Annotated in this window: 20 protein-coding genes; 15 read left to right on the top strand and 5 right to left on the bottom strand. The window is 65.5% G+C overall.

What is annotated here, in order from left to right:
- Positions 1–5 precede the first annotated feature (5 nt).
- From ACI2KK_RS08290 to pilG, 4 genes are read right to left on the bottom strand one after another with little or no spacing between them, the layout of a single operon-like run.
- Positions 6–2,027 (bottom strand): methyl-accepting chemotaxis protein, encoded by a 2,022-nt coding sequence (locus ACI2KK_RS08290; protein WP_217843662.1) that lies wholly within the window; start codon positions 2,025–2,027, stop codon positions 6–8.
- Positions 2,028–2,075: 48 nt separating this feature from the next.
- Complete coding sequence (locus tag ACI2KK_RS08285) at positions 2,076–2,630, bottom strand: chemotaxis protein CheW (RefSeq protein ID WP_217840663.1); 555 nt, start codon at positions 2,628–2,630, stop codon at positions 2,076–2,078.
- Positions 2,627–2,992, bottom strand: coding sequence for a twitching motility response regulator PilH (gene pilH / locus ACI2KK_RS08280; RefSeq protein WP_404668559.1), 366 nt, complete (start codon positions 2,990–2,992; stop codon positions 2,627–2,629). The genes ACI2KK_RS08285 and pilH overlap by 4 nt, the downstream gene beginning before the upstream one ends.
- 46 nt (positions 2,993–3,038) lie before the next feature.
- Positions 3,039–3,440, bottom strand: a complete 402-nt coding sequence (pilG, locus tag ACI2KK_RS08275; RefSeq protein WP_217840665.1) for a PleD family two-component system response regulator — start codon at positions 3,438–3,440, stop codon at positions 3,039–3,041.
- A gap of 244 nt (positions 3,441–3,684) precedes the next feature.
- Here pilG and gshB point away from each other — a divergent pair, with 244 nt between their 5' ends.
- The 15 genes from gshB (at position 3,685) to ACI2KK_RS08200 (ending at position 18,714) form a co-directional block, all read left to right on the top strand.
- Entirely contained in the window at positions 3,685–4,638 is a 954-nt protein-coding gene (gene gshB / locus ACI2KK_RS08270) for a glutathione synthase (protein WP_404668558.1), read from the top strand.
- Positions 4,639–4,729: 91 nt separating this feature from the next.
- A complete protein-coding gene (locus ACI2KK_RS08265) occupies positions 4,730–5,635 on the top strand; it encodes an energy transducer TonB (RefSeq protein WP_217887268.1) in 906 nt (301 codons plus the stop codon).
- A 178-nt stretch (positions 5,636–5,813) separates the two neighbouring features.
- On the top strand, positions 5,814–6,281 hold the full coding sequence (locus ACI2KK_RS08260; protein WP_404668557.1) for a hypothetical protein: 468 nt from the start codon (positions 5,814–5,816) through the stop codon (positions 6,279–6,281).
- 242 nt (positions 6,282–6,523) lie between these two features.
- Positions 6,524–7,093 (top strand): YqgE/AlgH family protein, encoded by a 570-nt coding sequence (locus ACI2KK_RS08255; RefSeq protein ID WP_404668556.1) that lies wholly within the window; start codon positions 6,524–6,526, stop codon positions 7,091–7,093.
- Entirely contained in the window at positions 7,093–7,518 is a 426-nt protein-coding gene (gene ruvX, locus ACI2KK_RS08250) for a Holliday junction resolvase RuvX (protein WP_217840669.1), read from the top strand. Before ACI2KK_RS08255 ends, ruvX begins: the two co-directional genes overlap by 1 nt.
- A 58-nt stretch (positions 7,519–7,576) precedes the next feature.
- On the top strand, positions 7,577–8,095 hold the full coding sequence (gene pyrR / locus ACI2KK_RS08245; protein WP_217887265.1) for a bifunctional pyr operon transcriptional regulator/uracil phosphoribosyltransferase PyrR: 519 nt from the start codon (positions 7,577–7,579) through the stop codon (positions 8,093–8,095).
- A gap of 12 nt (positions 8,096–8,107) precedes the next feature.
- Positions 8,108–9,112, top strand: a complete 1,005-nt coding sequence (locus ACI2KK_RS08240; protein ID WP_217840671.1) for an aspartate carbamoyltransferase catalytic subunit — start codon at positions 8,108–8,110, stop codon at positions 9,110–9,112.
- Positions 9,109–10,380, top strand: a complete 1,272-nt coding sequence (locus ACI2KK_RS08235; RefSeq protein ID WP_404668555.1) for a dihydroorotase — start codon at positions 9,109–9,111, stop codon at positions 10,378–10,380. Before ACI2KK_RS08240 ends, ACI2KK_RS08235 begins: the two co-directional genes overlap by 4 nt.
- A gap of 294 nt (positions 10,381–10,674) precedes the next feature.
- A complete protein-coding gene (gene hslV / locus ACI2KK_RS08230; RefSeq protein ID WP_011536056.1) occupies positions 10,675–11,205 on the top strand; it encodes an ATP-dependent protease subunit HslV in 531 nt (176 codons plus the stop codon).
- A 74-nt stretch (positions 11,206–11,279) separates the two neighbouring features.
- Positions 11,280–12,623: an ATP-dependent protease ATPase subunit HslU gene (gene hslU / locus ACI2KK_RS08225; protein WP_404668554.1), complete on the top strand. Its 1,344-nt coding sequence runs from the start codon at positions 11,280–11,282 to the stop codon at positions 12,621–12,623.
- 179 nt (positions 12,624–12,802) lie between these two features.
- Entirely contained in the window at positions 12,803–13,180 is a 378-nt protein-coding gene (locus ACI2KK_RS08220; RefSeq protein ID WP_217887263.1) for a gamma-butyrobetaine hydroxylase-like domain-containing protein, read from the top strand.
- Between the two features lie 338 nt (positions 13,181–13,518).
- Positions 13,519–15,198 carry a class II poly(R)-hydroxyalkanoic acid synthase gene (gene phaC / locus ACI2KK_RS08215; protein WP_404668553.1) on the top strand — a complete coding sequence of 560 codons (1,680 nt, stop codon included), beginning with the start codon at positions 13,519–13,521 and terminating at the stop codon, positions 15,196–15,198.
- A gap of 63 nt (positions 15,199–15,261) precedes the next feature.
- The gene (gene phaZ, locus ACI2KK_RS08210; protein WP_217840676.1) at positions 15,262–16,113 is read left to right on the top strand and encodes a poly(3-hydroxyalkanoate) depolymerase; all 852 of its coding nucleotides are present in this window, start codon (positions 15,262–15,264) and stop codon (positions 16,111–16,113) included.
- Between the two features lie 299 nt (positions 16,114–16,412).
- The gene (gene phaC, locus ACI2KK_RS08205; RefSeq protein ID WP_404668552.1) at positions 16,413–18,095 is read left to right on the top strand and encodes a class II poly(R)-hydroxyalkanoic acid synthase; all 1,683 of its coding nucleotides are present in this window, start codon (positions 16,413–16,415) and stop codon (positions 18,093–18,095) included.
- A gap of 4 nt (positions 18,096–18,099) precedes the next feature.
- Positions 18,100–18,714 (top strand): TetR/AcrR family transcriptional regulator, encoded by a 615-nt coding sequence (locus tag ACI2KK_RS08200; RefSeq protein WP_217887260.1) that lies wholly within the window; start codon positions 18,100–18,102, stop codon positions 18,712–18,714.
- A gap of 101 nt (positions 18,715–18,815) precedes the next feature.
- Here ACI2KK_RS08200 and ACI2KK_RS08195 read toward each other — a convergent pair whose 3' ends face one another.
- Positions 18,816–19,562, bottom strand: a complete 747-nt coding sequence (locus tag ACI2KK_RS08195) for a phasin family protein (RefSeq protein ID WP_404668551.1) — start codon at positions 19,560–19,562, stop codon at positions 18,816–18,818.
- Positions 19,563–19,565 lie beyond the last annotated feature (3 nt).

Below are 19,565 nucleotides of genomic sequence, written 5' to 3'. Positions count from 1 at the left end.
CTGGCTCACGGGCGCTCGACCTTGGGCAGGGTGAAACCCGACACCGAGCGGCGCATCTCGCTGGCCATGCGCGCCAGGTGGCGAATGCTGTCGGCGGTGGCGCTGGAACCGGTGGACGTTTGCGCGGTGATCTGCTGGATCACCGCCATGGTGTGGGAGATCTGCCCGGCCGAGGAGGTCTGCAACTGGGCGGCGTCGGAGATGCTGTGGATCAGTTCGGCCAGGGTCTGCGACACGCCCTCGATTTCGGCCAGCGCCACCCCGGCGTCCTGGGCCAGGCGCGCGCCGCGCACCACTTCGGCGGTGGTCTGCTCCATGGAGATCACTGCTTCATTAGTGTCGGCCTGGATGGTGCGCACCAGGGCTTCGATCTGCCGCGTTGCCGAAGACGAGCGCTCGGCCAGGCGCTGCACCTCGTCGGCGACCACGGCAAAGCCGCGCCCGGCCTCGCCGGCCAGCGAGGCCTGGATCGCCGCGTTGAGGGCAAGGATGTTGGTCTGGTCGGCAATGTCGTCGATCAGGCTGACGATGTCGCCGATCTCTTGGGAGGACTCACCCAGGCGCTTGATGCGCTTGGCGGTGTCCTGGATCTGCTCACGGATGTTGTTCATGCCGTTGATGGTGTTGTGCACCACCTCGTTGCCCTTGTTGGCGATGGCCACCGAGCGCTCGGCCACCTTGGCCGACTCGTAGGCGTGGGCCGACACCCGGTCGATGGACTCGACCATGTCGCCCACCGCCTCGGAGGCCTCGCTGATCTGCTCGGCCTGGTGCTCGGAGGCCTTGGCCAGCTGGCGCGAGGTGTTCTGGGTGTCCTGCACCGCGGCGGCCACCTGCTCGGCGCTGTGGTTGATGGTGGCCACCAGGTCGCGCAACTGGTCGACCGAGTAGTTGATCGAATCGGCGATGGCGCCGGTGAAGTCTTCGGTGACCGACACGGTGACGGTCAGGTCGCCGTCGGCCAGCTCTTCGATTTCATCCAGCAAGCGCATGATCGCCTGCTGGTTGCGCTCGTTCTTTTCGGCGGTTTCGCGCAGCTGGCGGTGGGTGGCGCGCACCATCACCAGGCCGATGAGGATGATCGAGGCCAGCGCCAGCAAGCCCAGGGCGTAGCCACCGACGGTGTCGAGGGTACGCCCGCCGGCCAGGTTCTCGAAGCCGTTGGCCAGGTGCGAAGCCTCATCGAGCAGGGTTTGCGACAGGCTGAAGATGTTGCCGGCGGCCTCGCGCACGCGCAAAAGCTCCGGCGAGGTTTCGAGAATCTCGTCCACGGAGCCGGCAACGAACTGGAACAGTTCGGCGATTTCAGCCAGCCGAGCGCGGGCATCGGCGTCCTCGACCCGGGTCACCTGGATGGCCGGGTTGCCGGCCAGCATGCCTTCGAGTACCTGGCCGAAGCGGCTGGCGTCGCGGCCGAAGGTGTCGGCGGCCTGCACCGAGGTGTCTTCGCCGGACAGCACGGTGTTGACCGACCCCAGAATACGCTCGGCCAGCAGCAGCTGGCGCTGGGCCACGGCTACCTGGCTGGCCGGGGCGCCGCTCTGCAGCAGGATTTCCACCACCTTTTCGTATTCGACCTGCAACTGCGGCACGGTTTCGGCAAGGGTCGCCGCCACCTGGTGCAGCGACAGCACGGTCTGCTCACTGCCAAGGATGGTGTCGGTGTTCTTGCGCAGGTTTTCCCAGTCCTGGCGCACCGCGTCCATTTCGTCGCGCACCGCTGCCGGCGCCGAGGGCAGGCCGGTGCTCTTGTCGCCATGGCGCAGGTAGTCCCAGCGCCGCTCGAAATCGTTGCGCGCATCGCTCAGCTGGCGGAACGCCAGGGCCTTGCCGGCGGCGGCCTCGGTGGCGTTCTTGGCGATGCGCTGCGACAGCACGCGCAGCTCGCCGGCGTGGCCGATGTACTGCTTGTCGTGGTTGGCCTGGGTGTTGAGGTAGGCGAAGTTGGCGAACAGCAGCACGATCGACAGAATCAGCACCACGAACAGCACGGTGATCTGCGCAGTACTGCGCGGGCGCTGGGCCACGGCGGCGGGGGATACGGTAGGGCCCGGCTTGGTCACGGCGATATTCCTCTACAACGCCACATCGAGAAACCCCGGCGCCTGGGCCAGGGCGAACGGGCTGAAAATCGCCCAGTTGCGCTCACGCGGGAAATGCCCCTGCACGAACGGCGCTGCGGCGCGAATCAAGGGTTGCGGCGGCGACAGCTCAAGGCTGCTCAGGGCAAAGTGCTGCAAGCCCACCACCTCGTCCACCAGCAACCCGGCAAACAGTTCTTCATGGTCCAGCACCAGCACCCGGCGCTGCTTGCCCGGTGTGGCCGGGCCCAGCCCGAAAAAGGCACACAGGTCCATCACCGGCAGCAGCCGCCCGCGCAGGTTGGCCACCCCGCGCACCCAGGGCTGAACCCCCGGTACCCGGCTGCTGCGCGGCTCACGCAGCACCTCGGCGACCTCGCCCATGGGCGCGACGAACCATTGCCCGGCAATGCGAAAGCCGATGCCGCTCCACTGCTGCAGGCGGGTGTCCTGCAGCGGCTGGTCGGCCACCAGCAGGCGGCAACGCCGGTCGATGTCCAGCAGCAGCTCGAAGGCGGTCAGCGACGCGCCCTGGGGGCGGGTGGTCAAGCGCCGAGCACCTCGATGAGCTTGGCGATCAGGGCGTCTTCTTCCACCGGTTTGGTGAGAAAGTCGCGGGCGCCCTGGCGGGTGGCCCAGATACGGTCGGTTTCCTGGTCCTTGGTGGTCACCACCACCACCGGGATGGCGCTGGTTTCCGGGTCCTTGCTGAGCTGGCGGGTGGCCTGGAAGCCGTTCATGCCGGGCATGACGATGTCCATCAGCACCGCGTCGGGCTTTTCTAGGCGGGCCAGGGCAACGCCATCGGCGCCATTGTCGGCCTTGAGCACCTGGTGGCCGTGCTTCTCCAGCCATTCGGTCAAGCGGTACATCTCTGTCGGCGAGTCGTCGACAATCAGAACTCGGGCCATGCTGTTTCCCCATGAGGAACGTTGGGCGCCGCCGTTGCCGGCAGCGTCAGGTTACGTGTGGGTCCTGCGCGGCGAAGCCGGGCACGTGGGCGCGGATCGCGTCGAGCAGTTCGTCCTTGCTGAACGGTTTGGTCAGAAACTGATCAGAGCCCACCACCCGGCCGCGGGCCTTGTCGAACAGGCCGTCGCGGGACGAGAGCAGGATGACCGGGGTGTCCTTGAATTCGCTGTTGTGCTTGATCACCGCGCAGGTCTGGTAACCGTCCAGGCGCGGCATCAGTACATCGACGAAGATGATGCGTGGCTTGTGGTCGACGATTTTTGCCAGGGCGTCGAAACCGTCGCTGGCGGTAATCACCTCGCAGCCGGCCTCGCCGAGCAACATCTGCGCGGTGCGGCGGATCGTGCGGGAATCGTCGATCACCATCACCTTCAGGGGTTGTTCCATATAATTCGCCACCTCTGGGAGCTGCAAGCTGCGAGCCGCAAGCTGCAAGAAAAAGCGGACCGGTGCACGGCCTGCCGGCTTGCAGCTCAAAGCTTGTCGCTAGCGGCTTGATGGGGCCTTTTTAGCACACTCAAGGTAGCCATTCCATCTGCCCGCCCCTTGACCCGGCGCGCGCCCGGCGCCACCCTGAGCCACTTTCATTTTCGTGCCATCGCGGCCACCTGCCGCCAAGAGGAATTACCCCATGAGCGTTCGCCTCGGGATTGTCATGGACCCCATCGCGTCCATCTCCTACAAAAAGGACAGCTCGCTGGCCATGCTGCTGGCCGCCCAGGCCCGTGGCTGGGAGCTGTTCTACATGGAGCAGCGCGACCTGTATCAAGGCGAAGGCAAGGCCCGCGCACGCCGCCGCCCGCTGAAGGTGTTCGCCGACCCGGCGCGCTGGTTCGAGCTGGGTGACGAGCAGGACGCCCCGCTGGCCGAGCTGGACGTAATCCTGATGCGCAAGGACCCGCCCTTCGACATGGAGTTCGTCTACAGCACCTACCTGCTGGAGCAGGCCGAGGCCGAAGGCGTGCTGGTGGTGAACCGCCCGCAAAGCCTGCGCGACTGCAACGAGAAGCTCTTCGCCACACTGTTCCCGCAGTGCACCCCACCCACCCTGGTAAGCCGCCGCCCGGACATCATCCGCGAGTTCGCCGCCAAGCACGGTGATGTGATCCTCAAGCCGCTGGACGGCATGGGCGGCACCTCGATCTTCCGCCACCGCGCCGGCGACCCGAACCTCTCGGTGATCCTCGAAACCCTGACTGCACTGGGCGCCCAGCAAATCATGGCGCAGGCCTACCTGCCGGCGATCAAGGACGGCGACAAGCGCATCCTGATGATCGACGGCGAGCCGGTGGACTACTGCCTGGCGCGCATCCCCGCCAGCGGCGAGACCCGCGGCAACCTGGCCGCCGGTGGCCGTGGCGAAGCCCGCCCGCTGAGCGAGCGCGACCGCTGGATCGCCGCCCAGGTGGGCCCGACCTTGCGTGAAAAGGGCCTGCTGTTCGTCGGCCTGGACGTGATCGGCGACTATCTGACCGAAATCAACGTCACCAGCCCGACCTGCATCCGCGAGATCGACGCCGCCTACAACACCAACATCGGCGCCAAGCTGATGGATGCCATTGATCGCCAGCTGAAGGCGCGCTGACCGAGGACAGGTGGCAACACCGCGCAGTGGGGTATGATGCCGGTCCATTTCGACTGAGCCGCTGCCCCACCCAGCGGTTGCTGGATATTCGATGACGCTCCCCGCAGACATCCCCGCCGACCTGCTGCCACCCCGCGTTCGCCCGGTGGACCGGCTCGGCTTTACCCTGTTTCTGGCTGCCCTGGTGCACCTGGCGCTGATCCTGGGTGTGGGTTTCTCTGTGGTCAAACCGGCGGATATCCGCCACACCATGGATATCACCCTGGCCACCTTCAAGAGCGAGAAGCCGCCTGAAAAGGCCGACTTCCAGGCCCAGGACAACCAGCAGGGCAGCGGCACCCTGGACAAGAAAGCAGTGCCCAAGACCACCGAAGTGGCGCCGTTCCAGGACAGCAAGATCAACAAGGTCACCCCGCCGCCTGCCGCCCGCCAGGAGGTGCCGCCACCGCCGGTGCAGCAAAAGTCCGCGGTGACCACCCAGGCGCCCAAGGCGCAGAAGGTCGAACCCAAGCCGAAAGAGACCAAGCCCCAGCCGCAGGCCGAAGCCAAGGTGCCGGACTTCGACAGCTCGCAGCTGTCCAGCCAGATCGCCAGCCTTGAGGCGGAGCTGTCCAACGAACAGCAGCGCTACGCCAAGCGCCCGCGCATCCACCGCCTGAACGCGGCCTCGACCATGCGCGACAAGGGCGCCTGGTACAAGGAAGAGTGGCGCAAAAAGGTCGAGCGCATCGGCAACCTCAACTACCCCGAAGAAGCCCGGCGCCAGCAGATGTACGGCAGCCTGCGGATGATGGTGTCGATCAACCGCGACGGTTCGCTGTATGAGGTGCTGGTGCTCGAATCGTCCGGCCAGCCGGTGCTGGACCAGGCCGCCCAGCGCATCGTGCGCCTGGCGGCGCCGTTCGCGCCGTTCACCGGCGACCTGGCCGAGTTCGACCGGCTGGAGATCATCCGCACCTGGCGCTTTGCGCGGGGTGACAAGCTGTCGAGCAACTAGTCTCCTGGCATCCCCGCCCCTGTAGGAGCAGGCTTGCCTGCGATAGCGTCAGTGGCTTTACCCAGGCGAAGGCTCCAGCAGCGCATTATCAACCTGCCACCTGATATTTTTGCCAGTTGTGGCAAAGCCTCAAACATCCAATGCTGGCCATCCCGGAACCTGTTCCAAGGAGCGCAGCATGAGCAAATCATCGGCAAGTATCCCCAACAGACAGCAAACAGTGTTTGCAGGCACCAGGAGGTTCAGGGTGCTTAGCGAAGGATTGGACTACGAAAGCACGGCGGTTCTTGGCTTGTTCGAAGAGTCAGTCACGGCATTCCAGTGTCATTTCATCAAACAGCCGGAAGATGCCGATGGCGAGGTGCCAGCTATTCTCATCAGGAGCGAGGGCAAGCTTGAAACAGGCAGCTTCCCACTCGTGGTCGGCCCGAACGCTCCAGCAGGCTCATATTTCGTACTCTGGGGAAAAGGGGTGTATCCGAACTCAGTGAAGGGCGAGTACGGCGAAGGCATGATCGAGATTAGCGAGGTGCACCTGGGCGAATACGAACGCACAGTCAAAGGTTCGGCAACCTTTACTTACCCTGGGCCAGATGGACGCAGTATCACCGTTCAAATTCCCCATTTCGCGATTTCCGCCACCTGACGAGGTGTCGCGACGAGGCCCTCAAGCGCCCACAAACAGACAACCACCACTGCTTATACAAATTATACAAACGTGTTTTTCCCGGCATTCGCACAACCTATGCGTCCCTTCAGATGCAGGCTTGCCTGCAATAGCATCAGTGGCCCCACCACCGCCATCGCAGGCAAGCCTGCTCCTACAGGGTTGCCGGACAGCCGCACAGCACCTTGTCAGCCTCCTCACCTGGCGCCACACTAGCGCTCATGAAAACCTTCAGCCCCAGCTACCTCAAGCACCAGTTCCTGATTGCCATGCCGCACATGGCTGATCCGAACTTCGCGCAAACGCTGACGTACATCGTCGAACACAACGAGAACGGCGCCATGGGGCTGGTGATCAACCGCCCGCAAGAGCTGAACCTTGCCGATATTCTCGAGCAACTGCGCCCCGACGAAACACCGCCGCCCAGCACACTGCAGGTGCCCATCTACCAGGGCGGCCCGGTGCAGACCGACCGCGGTTTCGTGCTGCACAGCAACGAGTGCAGCTTCCAGGCCACCGTCGCGCTCGAAGGTTTGTCGCTGACCACCTCGCAGGACGTGCTGCTGGCCATCGCCGCCGGCGTCGGCCCCAAGCAGAGCCTGATCACCCTGGGTTACGCCGGCTGGGAAGCCGGGCAACTGGAAGCGGAGCTGGCCGACAACGCCTGGCTCAACTGCCCGTTCGACGCCGACATCCTGTTCGGCATGGCCAGTGACATGCGCCTGGCCCAGGCCGCCAAGAGCCTGGGCATCAACCTGAGCCTGCTGACCAGCCAGGCGGGGCACGCCTGATGGCTGAGCTGCGCCTGCTGCTGGGCTTCGACTACGGCACCAAACAGATCGGCGTTGCCGTCGGCCAGGTGATCACCGGCCAGGCCCGCGAGCTGTGCACGCTCAAGGCCCAAAACGGCGTGCCGGACTGGAACCAGGTAGAAAAGCTCATCAAGGAATGGAAGCCCGACGCCATCGTCGTCGGCCTGCCGCTGAACATGGACGGCACACCCAGCGAAATGAGCGAGCGCGCCGAAAAATTCGCCCGCCGCCTGAACGGCCGTTACAACCTGCCGGTACACACCCACGACGAGCGCCTGACCACCTTTGAAGCCAAAGGCGAGCAGATGGCCCGTGGCAACCGCCATGGCAGCTACCGCGACAACCCGGTCGACGCCATCGCCGCCGCCCTGCTGCTGCAAGGCTGGCTGGAGGCCAATACCTGACTTTTCCGCGTTCACGCCGGGGCCACCCCCACGCCCCGGCGCCCCCAGGAGACCCGCAATGAGCCTACCCGATCCCGCCGAACTGATCCGGCAGATGGCCGTCGACCTTCGCGCCCATCTGGCCCGCCGCGCCATCACCGAGCCACGCTATATCGGCATCCGCACCGGCGGCGTCTGGGTTGCCCAGGCCCTGCAAGCGGAGCTTGGCGATGACAGCCCGCTGGGCACCCTGGACGTGTCGTTCTACCGCGACGATTTCAGCCAGAACGGCCTGCACCCGCAGGTGCGCCCGTCGGAGCTGCCGTTCGAGATCGAAGGTCAGCACCTGGTGCTGATCGACGACGTGCTGATGAGCGGGCGCACCATCCGCGCCGCCCTCAACGAACTGTTCGACTACGGCCGCCCGGCCAGCGTGACGCTGGTGTGCCTGCTGGACCTGGATGCCGGCGAACTGCCGATCCGCCCGAATGTGCTCGGCGCCACGCTGTCGCTGGCCGCCCATGAACGGGTAAAATTGACCGGACCCGCCCCGCTCGCCCTCGAGCGCCAGGACCTCGCCCCCGCATCCGCCCTTTAAGAGTCCCCCGCGATGACGCCATTCGACGCCAAGCGCCCGCTGCAGCTCAATGATCAGGGCCAGCTACGCCACTTCCTCTCGCTCGACGGTTTGCCCCGCGAACTGCTGACCGAAATCCTCGACACCGCCGACTCGTTCCTCGAAGTCGGCGCCCGGGCCGTGAAGAAGGTCCCGCTGCTGCGCGGCAAGACCGTGTGCAACGTGTTCTTCGAGAACTCCACCCGCACCCGCACCACCTTCGAGCTGGCCGCCCAGCGCCTGTCGGCCGACGTGATCAGCCTGAACGTGTCGACCTCCTCGACCAGCAAGGGCGAGACCCTGTTCGACACCCTGCGCAACCTGGAGGCCATGGCCGCCGACATGTTCGTGGTGCGCCACTCCGACTCCGGCGCCGCCCACTTCATCGCCGAGCACGTGTGCCCGGACGTAGCGGTGATCAACGGCGGTGACGGCCGCCATGCGCACCCCACGCAAGGCATGCTCGACATGCTGACCATCCGCCGCCACAAGGGCAGCTTCGAGAACCTTTCGGTGGCCATCGTCGGCGATATCCTGCATTCGCGCGTGGCCCGCTCGGACATGCTCGCGCTCAAGGCGCTAGGCTGCCCGGACATCCGCGTGATCGGCCCGAAAACCCTGATCCCGATCGGCATCGAGCAGTACGGGGTGAAGGTCTACACCGACATGGCCGAAGGCCTGAAAGACGTCGACGTGGTGATCATGCTGCGCCTGCAGCGCGAGCGCATGGCCGGCGGCCTGCTGCCCAGCGAAGGCGAGTTCTACCGCCTGTTCGGCCTGACCACCGCGCGCCTGGCCGGGGCCAAGCCCGATGCCATCGTCATGCACCCGGGCCCGATCAACCGTGGCGTGGAGATCGAATCGGCAGTGGCCGACGGCAAACACTCGGTGATTCTCAACCAGGTTACCTACGGCATCGCCGTGCGCATGGCGGTGCTGTCCATGGCCATGAGCGGGCAGAACGCGCAACGTCAACTCGACCAGGAGAACGCCCAGTGACCCTCAGCATTATCGGCGCCCGGGTGATCGACCCTGCCAGCGGCCTGGACCGTGTCACCGACCTGCACCTGGACGGCGGGCGCATTGCCGCCATCGGCGCTGCACCGGCCGGCTTCAGCGCCAGCCGCACGATCCAGGCCGACGGCCTGGTGGCAGCCCCCGGCCTGGTGGACCTCGGCGTGTCGCTGCGCGAGCCGGGCTACAGCCGCAAGGGCAACATTGCCAGCGAAACCCGCGCCGCGGTGGCCGGTGGCGTCACCAGCCTGTGCTGCCCGCCGCAGACCAAACCGGTGCTGGACACCCCGGCAGTGGCCGAGCTGATCCTCGACCGCGCCCGTGAGGCGGCCAACAGCAAGGTCTACCCGATCGGCGCCCTGACCAAGGGCCTGGAAGGCGAGCAACTGGCCGAGCTGGTGGCCCTGCGCGATACCGGCTGCGTGGCCTTCGGCAACGGCCTGAAACAAATCCCCAACAACCGCACCCTGGCCCGGGCGCTGGAATACGCCGCCACCTTCGACCTGACCGTGGTGTTCCACTCCCAGGACAGCGACCTGTCGCAGGGTGGCCTGGCCCACGAAGGCCCGATGGCCAGCTTCCTCGGCCTGCCCGGCATCCCCGAGAGCGCCGAGACCGTGGCCCTGGCGCGCAACCTGCTGCTGGTCGAGCAGAGCGGCGTGCGTGCGCACTTCAGCCAGATCACCAGCGCCCGTGGCGCACGGCTGATCGCCCAGGCCCAGCAGTTGGGGCTGCCGGTGACCGCTGACGTGGCGCTGTACCAGCTGATCCTCACCGACGAGGCGCTGCGTGATTTCTCAAGCCTCTACCACGTGCAGCCGCCACTGCGCACCGCCGCCGACCGTGACGGCCTGCGCGAAGCGGTGAAGGCCGGGGTGATCCAGGCCATCTCCAGCCACCACCAGCCCCACGAGCGCGACGCCAAGCTGGCCCCGTTCGGCGCCACCGAGCCGGGTATCAGCAGCGTCGAGCTGCTGCTACCGCTGGCCATGACCCTGGTCGAGGACGGCCTGCTCGACCTGCCGACCCTGCTGGCGCGCCTGTCCAGCGGCCCTGCCGGCGCCCTGCGCCTGCCGGCCGGCGAGCTGAAGGTGGGCGGCGCCGCCGACCTGGTGCTGTTCGACCCGCAAGCCTCCACCGTGGCGGGCGAGCAGTGGTTCTCGCGCGGCGAAAACTGCCCGTTCATCGGCCACTGCCTGCCGGGCGCGGTGCGTTATACCTTGGTCGATGGGCACATCTGCTTTGAGTCCTGACAAACCGCACCGCCCGTTTCGCGGGTAAACCCGCTCCGACAGGGATTGCACAAGCTTCAGGCCAGTGCCGTACCTGTAGGAGCCGGCTTGCCGGCGATGAGGCCGGTTCAGGCAGCACAAGACAGTTCCCACAGGATATGCAGCCCCCTGTGGGAGCGGGTTTACCCGCGAATGCAGCAACACCGATGAGCCTGTTCGACGCCGACCGCTCATCCCCCCCGGTTGAAATCCTTCCCCCCACCCCCATATGTCTCTGCAACAGGCATTTTCGCCCCGCTGCGTGGAGACACTCCCTTGACTACCATCGTTTCTGTCCGCCGTAACGGCAAAGTCGTCATGGGCGGCGATGGCCAGGTATCCCTGGGCAACACCGTGATGAAAGGCAACGCAAAAAAAGTGCGCCGCCTGTACAACGGCCAGGTCATCGCCGGCTTCGCCGGTGCCACGGCCGATGCCTTCACCCTGTTCGAACGCTTCGAAGCCCAGTTGCAGAAACACTCCGGCCACCTGGTGCGTGCCGCCGTGGAGCTGGCCAAAGAGTGGCGTACCGACCGCTCCCTGAGCCGCCTGGAGGCAATGCTGGCGGTGGCCAACAAGGACGCCTCGCTGATCATCACCGGCAACGGTGATGTGGTCGAACCCGAAGACGGCCTGATCGCCATGGGTTCCGGCGGTGGCTACGCCCAGGCCGCAGCCCGCGCCCTGCTGAACAAGACCGACCTGTCGGCCCGGGAAATCACCGAGGCCGCGCTGAACATCGCCGGCGACATCTGCGTGTTCACCAACCACAACCTGACCATCGAGGAGCAGGACCTGGCCGAGTAATCAGCTGTTCTGGCGTCCCGCCCGGTGCGGGACTTTTCCACGCTGACCCACTTCGACCCAGGACCGTATTCACCATGTCCATGACCCCCCGCGAAATCGTCCACGAACTCAACCGCCACATCATCGGCCAGGACGACGCCAAGCGCGCCGTGGCCATTGCCCTGCGCAACCGCTGGCGGCGCATGCAACTGCCGGCCGAGCTGCGCCAGGAAGTGACCCCGAAGAACATCCTGATGATCGGCCCCACTGGCGTGGGCAAGACCGAAATCGCCCGTCGCCTGGCCAAGCTGGCCAACGCGCCGTTCATCAAGGTCGAAGCGACCAAGTTCACCGAAGTCGGCTACGTCGGCCGTGACGTCGAGTCGATCATCCGCGACCTGGCCGATGCCGCGCTGAAGATGCTGCGCGAGCAAGAGATCGTCCGCGTGCGCCACCGCGCCGAAGACGCCGCCGAAGACCGCATCCTCGACGCCCTGCTGCCGCAGGCGCGGGTCAGCAGCTTCAGCGAGGAAGCCGCGCAGACCAGCAGCGATTCCAACACCCGCCAGCTGTTCCGCAAGCGCCTGCGCGAAGGCCAGCTGGACGACAAGGAAATCGAGATCGAAGTGGCCGAGAACACCGGCGTGGAAATCGCCGCACCTCCCGGCATGGAAGAAATGACCAACCAGCTGCAAAGCCTGTTCGCCAACATGGGCAAGGGCAAGCGCAAGGCGCGCAAGCTGAAGGTCAAGGACGCGCTGAAGATGGTCCGCGAAGAAGAAGCCAGCCGCCTGGTCAACGAGGAAGAACTCAAGGCCAAGGCCCTGGAGGCGGTCGAGCAGCACGGTATCGTGTTCATCGACGAGATCGACAAGGTGGCCAAGCGCGGCAACGTCGGCGGTGCCGATGTGTCCCGTGAAGGCGTGCAGCGCGACCTGCTGCCGCTGATCGAAGGCTGCACCGTCAACACCAAGCTGGGCATGGTCAAGACCGACCACATCCTGTTCATCGCCTCGGGCGCCTTCCACCTGAGCAAGCCGAGCGACCTGGTGCCTGAACTGCAGGGCCGCCTGCCGATCCGTGTCGAGCTCAAGGCGCTGACCCCGGAAGACTTCGAGCGCATCCTCAAAGAACCGCACGCCTCGCTGACCGAGCAGTACAGCGCCCTGCTCAAGACCGAAGGCCTGAACATCGCGTTTGCCGACGAGGGCATCAAGCGCCTGGCCGAGATCGCCTTCCAGGTCAACGAAAAGACCGAGAACATCGGTGCCCGCCGCCTGCACACCCTGCTCGAGCGCCTGCTCGAAGAGGTGTCGTTCAGCGCCGGCGACCTGGCCAGCGCCCACGACGAGACGCCGATCAACATCGACGCCGCGTACGTGAACAGCCACCTGGGTGAGCTGGCACAGAACGAAGACCTGTCGCGTTACATCCTGTAAGACCGCAGGGGCCGCTGCGCGGCCCTTTCGCGGCACAAGGCCGCTCCTACAGGAAATCACCGCCCCCTGTAGGAGCGGCCTTGTGCCGCGAAAGGGCTGCGCAGCAGCCCCAATGGCCCTTGAATCCCTCCCCCATAAGCTGGAAGCTGTGCCCCATCAGCTGCCGAGAGATTCCTGAAATGGCCCGCCTGCCCACCGCCATCAACCTGCACAAAGCCTCGAAAACCCTCACCCTCACCTACGCCCCCGGCGAGGTCTACCACCTGCCCGCCGAATTTCTGCGGGTGCACTCTCCCTCTGCCGAGGTCCAGGGCCACGGCAATCCCATCCTGCAATTTGGCAAGATCAACGTAGGCCTCTCGGGCCTTGAGCCTGCCGGCCAATATGCACTGAAACTGACCTTCGACGACGGCCATGACTCAGGCCTGTTCACCTGGGAATACCTCGAGCAGCTGTGCCTGCGCCAGGAGCAACTGTGGGCCGAGTACCTGGACGACCTGCACAAGGCCGGCAAGTCCCGCGACCCGGCCGAATCGGTCGTGAAGCTGATGCTCTAGCGCAAGGTTCCTACGAGTTAGAGCGCATTTTCTAATCTCATCTGCTTGAATGCCTTACAGACAGCCCAGTGACGGGCTGTCTTGCGCATTACATGAAAGTCGGGTAACCAATGGAGCTGGCAAGTTCCCTGCATCGTTTCATGGGCAAGCAGGGCCAGGCCGGTACGTAGTGGTCGCGAGAATGCGCAGGCTGTCTTCACACGCAGAACACCCCGCAGCTCTACCACCCCCGCGCAACCGGTCGCAGCACCGCTGTTCCTTATCACTGGTCACCCGAGTAGCAGTACCGGGCTGTCACAGCACGCCGGTACTCGTCTCAGGACAACGGAGCGTCGTAGATGAGTAACAAGAACAACGATGAGTTGCAGCGGCAGGCCTCGGAAAACACCCTGGGGCTGAACCCGGTCATCGGTATTCGCCGCAAGGACCTGCTGACCTCGGCGCGCACGGTATTGCGCCAGGCGGTACGCCAGCCCTTGCACAGCGCCAAGCACGTGGCGCATTTCGGCCTGGAACTGAAGAACGTGCTGCTGGGCAAGTCGAGCCTGCAGCCCGAAGGCGACGACCGCCGCTTCGCCGACCCGGCCTGGAGCCAGAACCCGCTGTACCGCCGCTACCTGCAAACCTACCTGGCCTGGCGCAAGGAGCTCAACGACTGGGTCAGCAGCAGCGACCTGTCGCCCCAGGACATCAGCCGCGGGCAGTTCGTCATCAACCTGATGACCGAGGCCATGGCGCCCACCAACACCCTCTCCAACCCGGCGGCGATCAAGCGCTTCTTCGAGACCGGCGGCAAGAGCCTGCTCGATGGCCTGTCCAACCTGGCCAAGGACATGGTCAACAACGGCGGCATGCCCAGCCAGGTGAACATGGAGGCGTTCGAGGTGGGCAAGAACCTCGGCACCAGCGAAGGTTCGGTGGTGTACCGCAACGACGTGCTCGAGCTGATCCAGTACAAGCCGATCACCGAGCAGGTGCACAGCCGCCCGCTGCTGGTGGTGCCGCCGCAGATCAACAAGTTCTACGTATTCGACCTGAGCCCGGAAAAGAGCCTGGCACGCTTCTGCCTGCGCTCGCAGCAGCAGACCTTCATCATCAGTTGGCGCAACCCCACCAAGGCCCAGCGCGAGTGGGGCCTGTCGACCTACATCGACGCGCTCAAGGAAGCCGTCGATGCGGTACTGGCGATCACCGGCAGTAAGGACTTGAACATGCTCGGCGCCTGCTCCGGCGGCATCACCTGCACCGCGCTGGTGGGCCACTATGCAGCGCTGGGCGAAAAGAAGGTCAACGCCCTCACGCTGCTGGTGAGCGTGCTCGACACCACCATGGAAACCCAGGTGGCGCTGTTCGTCGACGAGCAGACCCTGGAAGCCGCCAAGCGCCACTCGTATCAGTCAGGCGTGCTCGAAGGTAGCGACATGGCCAAGGTGTTCGCCTGGATGCGCCCCAACGACCTGATCTGGAACTACTGGGTCAACAACTACCTGCTGGGCAACGCCCCGCCTGTATTCGACATCCTGTTCTGGAACAACGACACCACGCGCCTGCCGGCCGCCTTCCACGGCGACTTGATCGAGATGTTCAAGAACAACCCGCTGACCCGCTCCAAGGCCCTGGAGGTGTGCGGCACTGCCATCGACCTGAAGACCGTCGACTGCGACATCTACAGCGTTGCCGGCACCGCCGACCACATCACCCCGTGGCAGTCGTGCTACCGCTCGGCGCACCTGTTCGGCGGCAAGATCGAGTTCGTACTGTCCAACAGCGGGCATATCCAGAGCATCCTCAACCCGCCGGGCAACCCCAAGGCGCGCTTCATGACCGGCGAGGACCGCCCGGACGACCCGGTGGCCTGGCAGGAAAACGCCATCAAGCACGCCGACTCCTGGTGGCTGCACTGGCAGGCCTGGCTGGGCGAGCGCGGCGGCGAGCTGAAAAAGGCCCCCACGCGCCTGGGCAACCGCGCCTACGCCGCCGGCGAAGCCTCACCCGGTACCTACGTCCACGAACGCTGAGTGCCCGTGCCGCGTTGCGCCGCTGGGCGCAGCGCGTGCCCACTCACCTAAAGAGCCACGCGCATGTCGCAACCGTACCTGTTCAGGACCGTCGAGCTGGACGACCAGTCGATCCGCACCGCGGTCCGCCCGGGCAAGCCGCACCTGACGCCGCTGCTGATTTTCAACGGCATCGGCGCCAACCTGGAGCTGGTGTTCCCGTTCATCGAGGCGCTGGACCCGGACCTTGAAGTGATCGCCTTCGACGTACCCGGGGTCGGCGGCTCGTCGACGCCGCGCCACCCCTACCGCTTTCCCGGCCTGGCCAAGCTCACCGCGCGCATGCTCGACTACCTGGACTACGGCCAGGTCAACGTGATCGGCGTGTCCTGGGGCGGCGCGCTGGCCCAGCAGTTCGCCCACGACTACCCCGAGCGCTGCAAGAAGCTGGTGCTGGCCGCCACCGCCGCCGGCGCAGTGATGGTGCCGGGCAAGCCCAAGGTGCTGTGGATGATGGCAAGCCCAAGGCGCTACATCCAGCCATCGCATGTCATCCGCATTGCCCCGACCATCTATGGCGGCGGCTTTCGCCGCGACCCGGACCTGGCCCTGCACCACGCCTCGAAGGTGCGCTCCGGCGGCAAGCTGGGCTACTACTGGCAGCTGTTCGCAGGCCTTGGCTGGACCAGCATCCACTGGCTGCACAAGATCCACCAGCCAACCCTGGTGCTGGCCGGTGACGACGACCCGCTGATCCCGCTGGTGAACATGCGCCTGCTGGCCTGGCGGATTCCCAATGCACAGCTACACATAATCGACGACGGCCACCTGTTCCTGATCACCCGGGCCGAAGCCGTCGCGCCGATCATCATGAAATTCCTCCAGCAGGAACGCCAACGCGCGGTCATGCACCCGCGCCCGGCTTCGGGCGCCTGATATTGACGCTCAAACGCACCTCGACCCTTGTGGGAGCGGCTTTAGCCGCGAAGCAGGCAGCGCGGTGGATGGCACCGGCTACGCCGGTGTTCGCGGCTAAAGCCGCTCCCACAGGGGACTGCATAAGCTTCAGGCCAGTGCCGTACCTGTAGGAGCCGGCTTGCCGGCGATGAGGCCGGTTCAGGCAGCACAAGACAGTTGCTCCCACAGGTCCTTGCTGGATCGACCAGTGATGGGCAGAACCACCAGAGCAGGCAAGCCCTGATACTGGCCCGATTGCTCAACGATGGAGTGTTGGCATGAAAGACAAACCGGCACCCGGGACGGCCCCGGCACCCGCCACCAGCATGAACGTGCAGAACGCCATCACCGGCCTGCGCGGTCGCGACCTGCTCTCGACCTTGCGCCATGTCGGCCGCCACGGCCTGCGCCACCCGCTGCACACCGCCCGCCACCTGCTGGAGCTGGGCGGGACGCTCGGCCGGGTGATGCTGGGTGACACCCCCTACCAGCCGCACCCGCGCGACAACCGCTTCAGCGACCCGACCTGGAGCCAGAACCCGCTCTACCGCCGCGGCCTGCAGGCGTACCTGGCCTGGCAGAAGCAGACCCGCCTGTGGATCGAAGAAAGCTCGCTGAGCCATGACGACCGCGCCCGCGCGCAGTTTTTGTTCAACCTGATCAACGACGCCCTGTCACCCAGCAACTCGCTGCTCAACCCGCTGGCAGTGAAGGAGCTGCTCAACACCGGCGGCCAGAGCCTGCTGCGCGGCGCCAGCCACCTGCTCGACGACCTGCGCCACAACGACGGCCTACCGCGCCAGGTGGACGAGCGTGCCTTCGAAGTGGGCGGCAACCTGGCCACCACCCCGGGCGCGGTGGTGTTTCGCAACGACCTGCTGGAGCTGATCCAGTACAAACCCTTGAGCGAAAAACAGTACGCCCGCCCGCTGCTGGTGGTGCCGCCGCAGATCAACAAGTTCTATATCTTCGACCTCGGCCCGACCAACAGCTTCGTGCAGTACATGCTCAAGCACGGCCTGCAGGTGTTCATGGTCAGCTGGCGCAACCCCGACCCGCGCCACCGCGAGTGGGGCCTGTCGAGCTACGTACAGGCGCTGGAAGAAGCGCTGAACGCCTGTCGCAGCATCAGCGGCAGCCGTGACCCCAACCTCATGGGTGCCTGCGCCGGCGGCCTGACCATGGCCGCGCTGCAGGGCCACCTGAATGCCAAACAGCAACTGCGCAAGGTACGCAGCGCCACCTACCTGGTGAGCCTGCTGGACAGCCAGTTCGACAGCCCCGCCAGCCTGTTCGCCGACGAGCAGACCATCGAGGCCGCCAAGCGCCGCTCGTACCAGCGCGGCGTGCTCGACGGCGGCGAGGTGGCGCGGATCTTCGCCTGGATGCGGCCCAACGACCTGATCTGGAACTACTGGGTCAACAACTACCTGCTGGGCAAGGCGCCGCCGGCCTTCGACATCCTCTACTGGAACGCCGACAATACCCGCCTGCCGGCAGCGCTGCACGGCGACCTGCTGGACTTCTTCAAGCTCAACCCGCTGACCTTCGCCGACGGCCTGGAGGTGTGCGGCACACCCATCGACCTCAAGCAGGTAGGTGTGGACAGTTTCACCGTGGCCGGCAGCAACGACCACATCACGCCGTGGGACGCGGTGTACCGCTCGGCCTTGCTGCTGGGCGGCGAACGGCGCTTCGTGCTGGCCAACAGCGGGCATATCCAGAGCATCATCAACCCGCCCGGCAACCCCAAGGCCTACTACCTGGAAAATCCGCGGCTTTCCAGCGACCCGCGCGCCTGGTTCCACGACGCCCAGCGCCGCGACGGCAGCTGGTGGCCGCTGTGGCTGGACTGGATCGGCCCGCGCTCCGGCACCTTGAAAGCGCCGCGCACCGAGCTTGGCAACGCCACCTATCCACCGCTGGGCCCTGCGCCAGGCACCTACGTACTGGCACGCTGAACTGATGAAAACCCGCGACCGCATCCTTGAATGCGCCCTGGCGCTGTTCAACCAGCAGGGCGAGCCGAACGTCTCGACCCTGGAAATCGCCAACGAGATGGGCATCAGCCCAGGCAACCTGTACTACCACTTCCACGGCAAGGAGCCGTTGGTGATCGGCCTGTTCGAGCGTTTCGAAGAACAGCTGATGCCGCTGCTCGACCCGCCACTGGACGTGCGCCTGGACGCCGAGGACTACTGGCTGTTCCTGCACCTGATCGTCGAGCGCATGGCCCAGTACCGCTTCCTGTTCCAGGACCTTTCCAACCTTACCGGCCGCCTGCCCAAGCTGGCGCGGGGCATGCGCAGCCTGATCAACGCGCTCAAGCGCACGCTGGCCGCACTGCTGGCCAGCCTCAAGCGCCAGGGGCTGGTGACCAGCGAAACCCAGGCGCTGGGGCAACTGGTGGAGCAGATAACGCTCACCCTGATGTGCTCGCTGGACTACCAGCGGGTGCTGGGCCGCGAGGGGGATGTAGGGGTGGTGGTGTACCAGATCATGATGCTGGTGGCACCGCACCTGCAGGCGCCGGCGCGTGCAGCGGCGGAGCAGCTGGCGATGAGGTACCTGGAGGGCTGAGCCTGGAAGATTTGTGTGGCGGCATTCGCGGGTAAACCCGCTCCCACAGGTTTTGCACATCCTGTGGGAGCGGGTTCACCCGCGAAGGGGCCGACGCGGTATCAGGCCTGGGTGGCCGCGTTTACCGGTGCCGACGGTGTGCTGCTGGCCGGGGCCGCGCTTGGCGCCGGGGCGGCAGTGGCTGCCGGGGTGGCGGCAGGCTTGGCTGCTGGCTTGGCCGGCGCCTTTTTCACGGCAGGCTTCTTGGCCGCTGCTGGCTTGGCTGCAACAGGCTTGGCTGCCGGTTTTGCCGCAGGTTTGGCAGCAGGTTTTGCCGCCGCAGTTTTAGCAGCAGGCTTGGCCGCAGGTTTTGCCGCTGCGGTTTTCGCCGCAGGCTTGGCCGGCGCCTTGGCCAATGGCTTGGCTGCGGTCTTGCTGGCAGCGGCCTTGGAGACCGGGGTCACCGACGCGCCGGTGAGTTTTTCGATCTGCTTGGTCAAGGTGTCGACCTGCTGGTGCAGGGCCTTGATCTCGTTGCGGCTGGGCACGCCCAGGCGCGAGATGGCGCTGTTCAGGCGCTTGTCGAAGGCTTCTTCGAGCTCGCTCCACTTGCCCAGGGCACGGTCCTTGACGCCGGACACTCGCGAAGTCGTCGACGACTTGGCAGTTTCGGCCACGTCTTCGGCGGTTTTCTTCGCGGTTTTTTCGGCCTTCTCGCCATCTTTTACCAGCGAGTCGAACAGCTTCGGGCCGTCCTGGTCGATCTTGGAGTAGATACCCAGCCCTGCCAGCCAGATCTTGCGGGAGTACTTCTCGATCCCGCCGACCCAGGAGCTGCCTTCTTTGTCGGAATTCTTCTTGCCAGCCATCCT

This window comes from Pseudomonas sp. NPDC089406, assembly GCF_044900265.1.
GTDB lineage: Bacteria > Pseudomonadota > Gammaproteobacteria > Pseudomonadales > Pseudomonadaceae > Aquipseudomonas > Aquipseudomonas fakonensis.
This window is presented reverse-complemented; position numbering and strand designations above follow the sequence as displayed.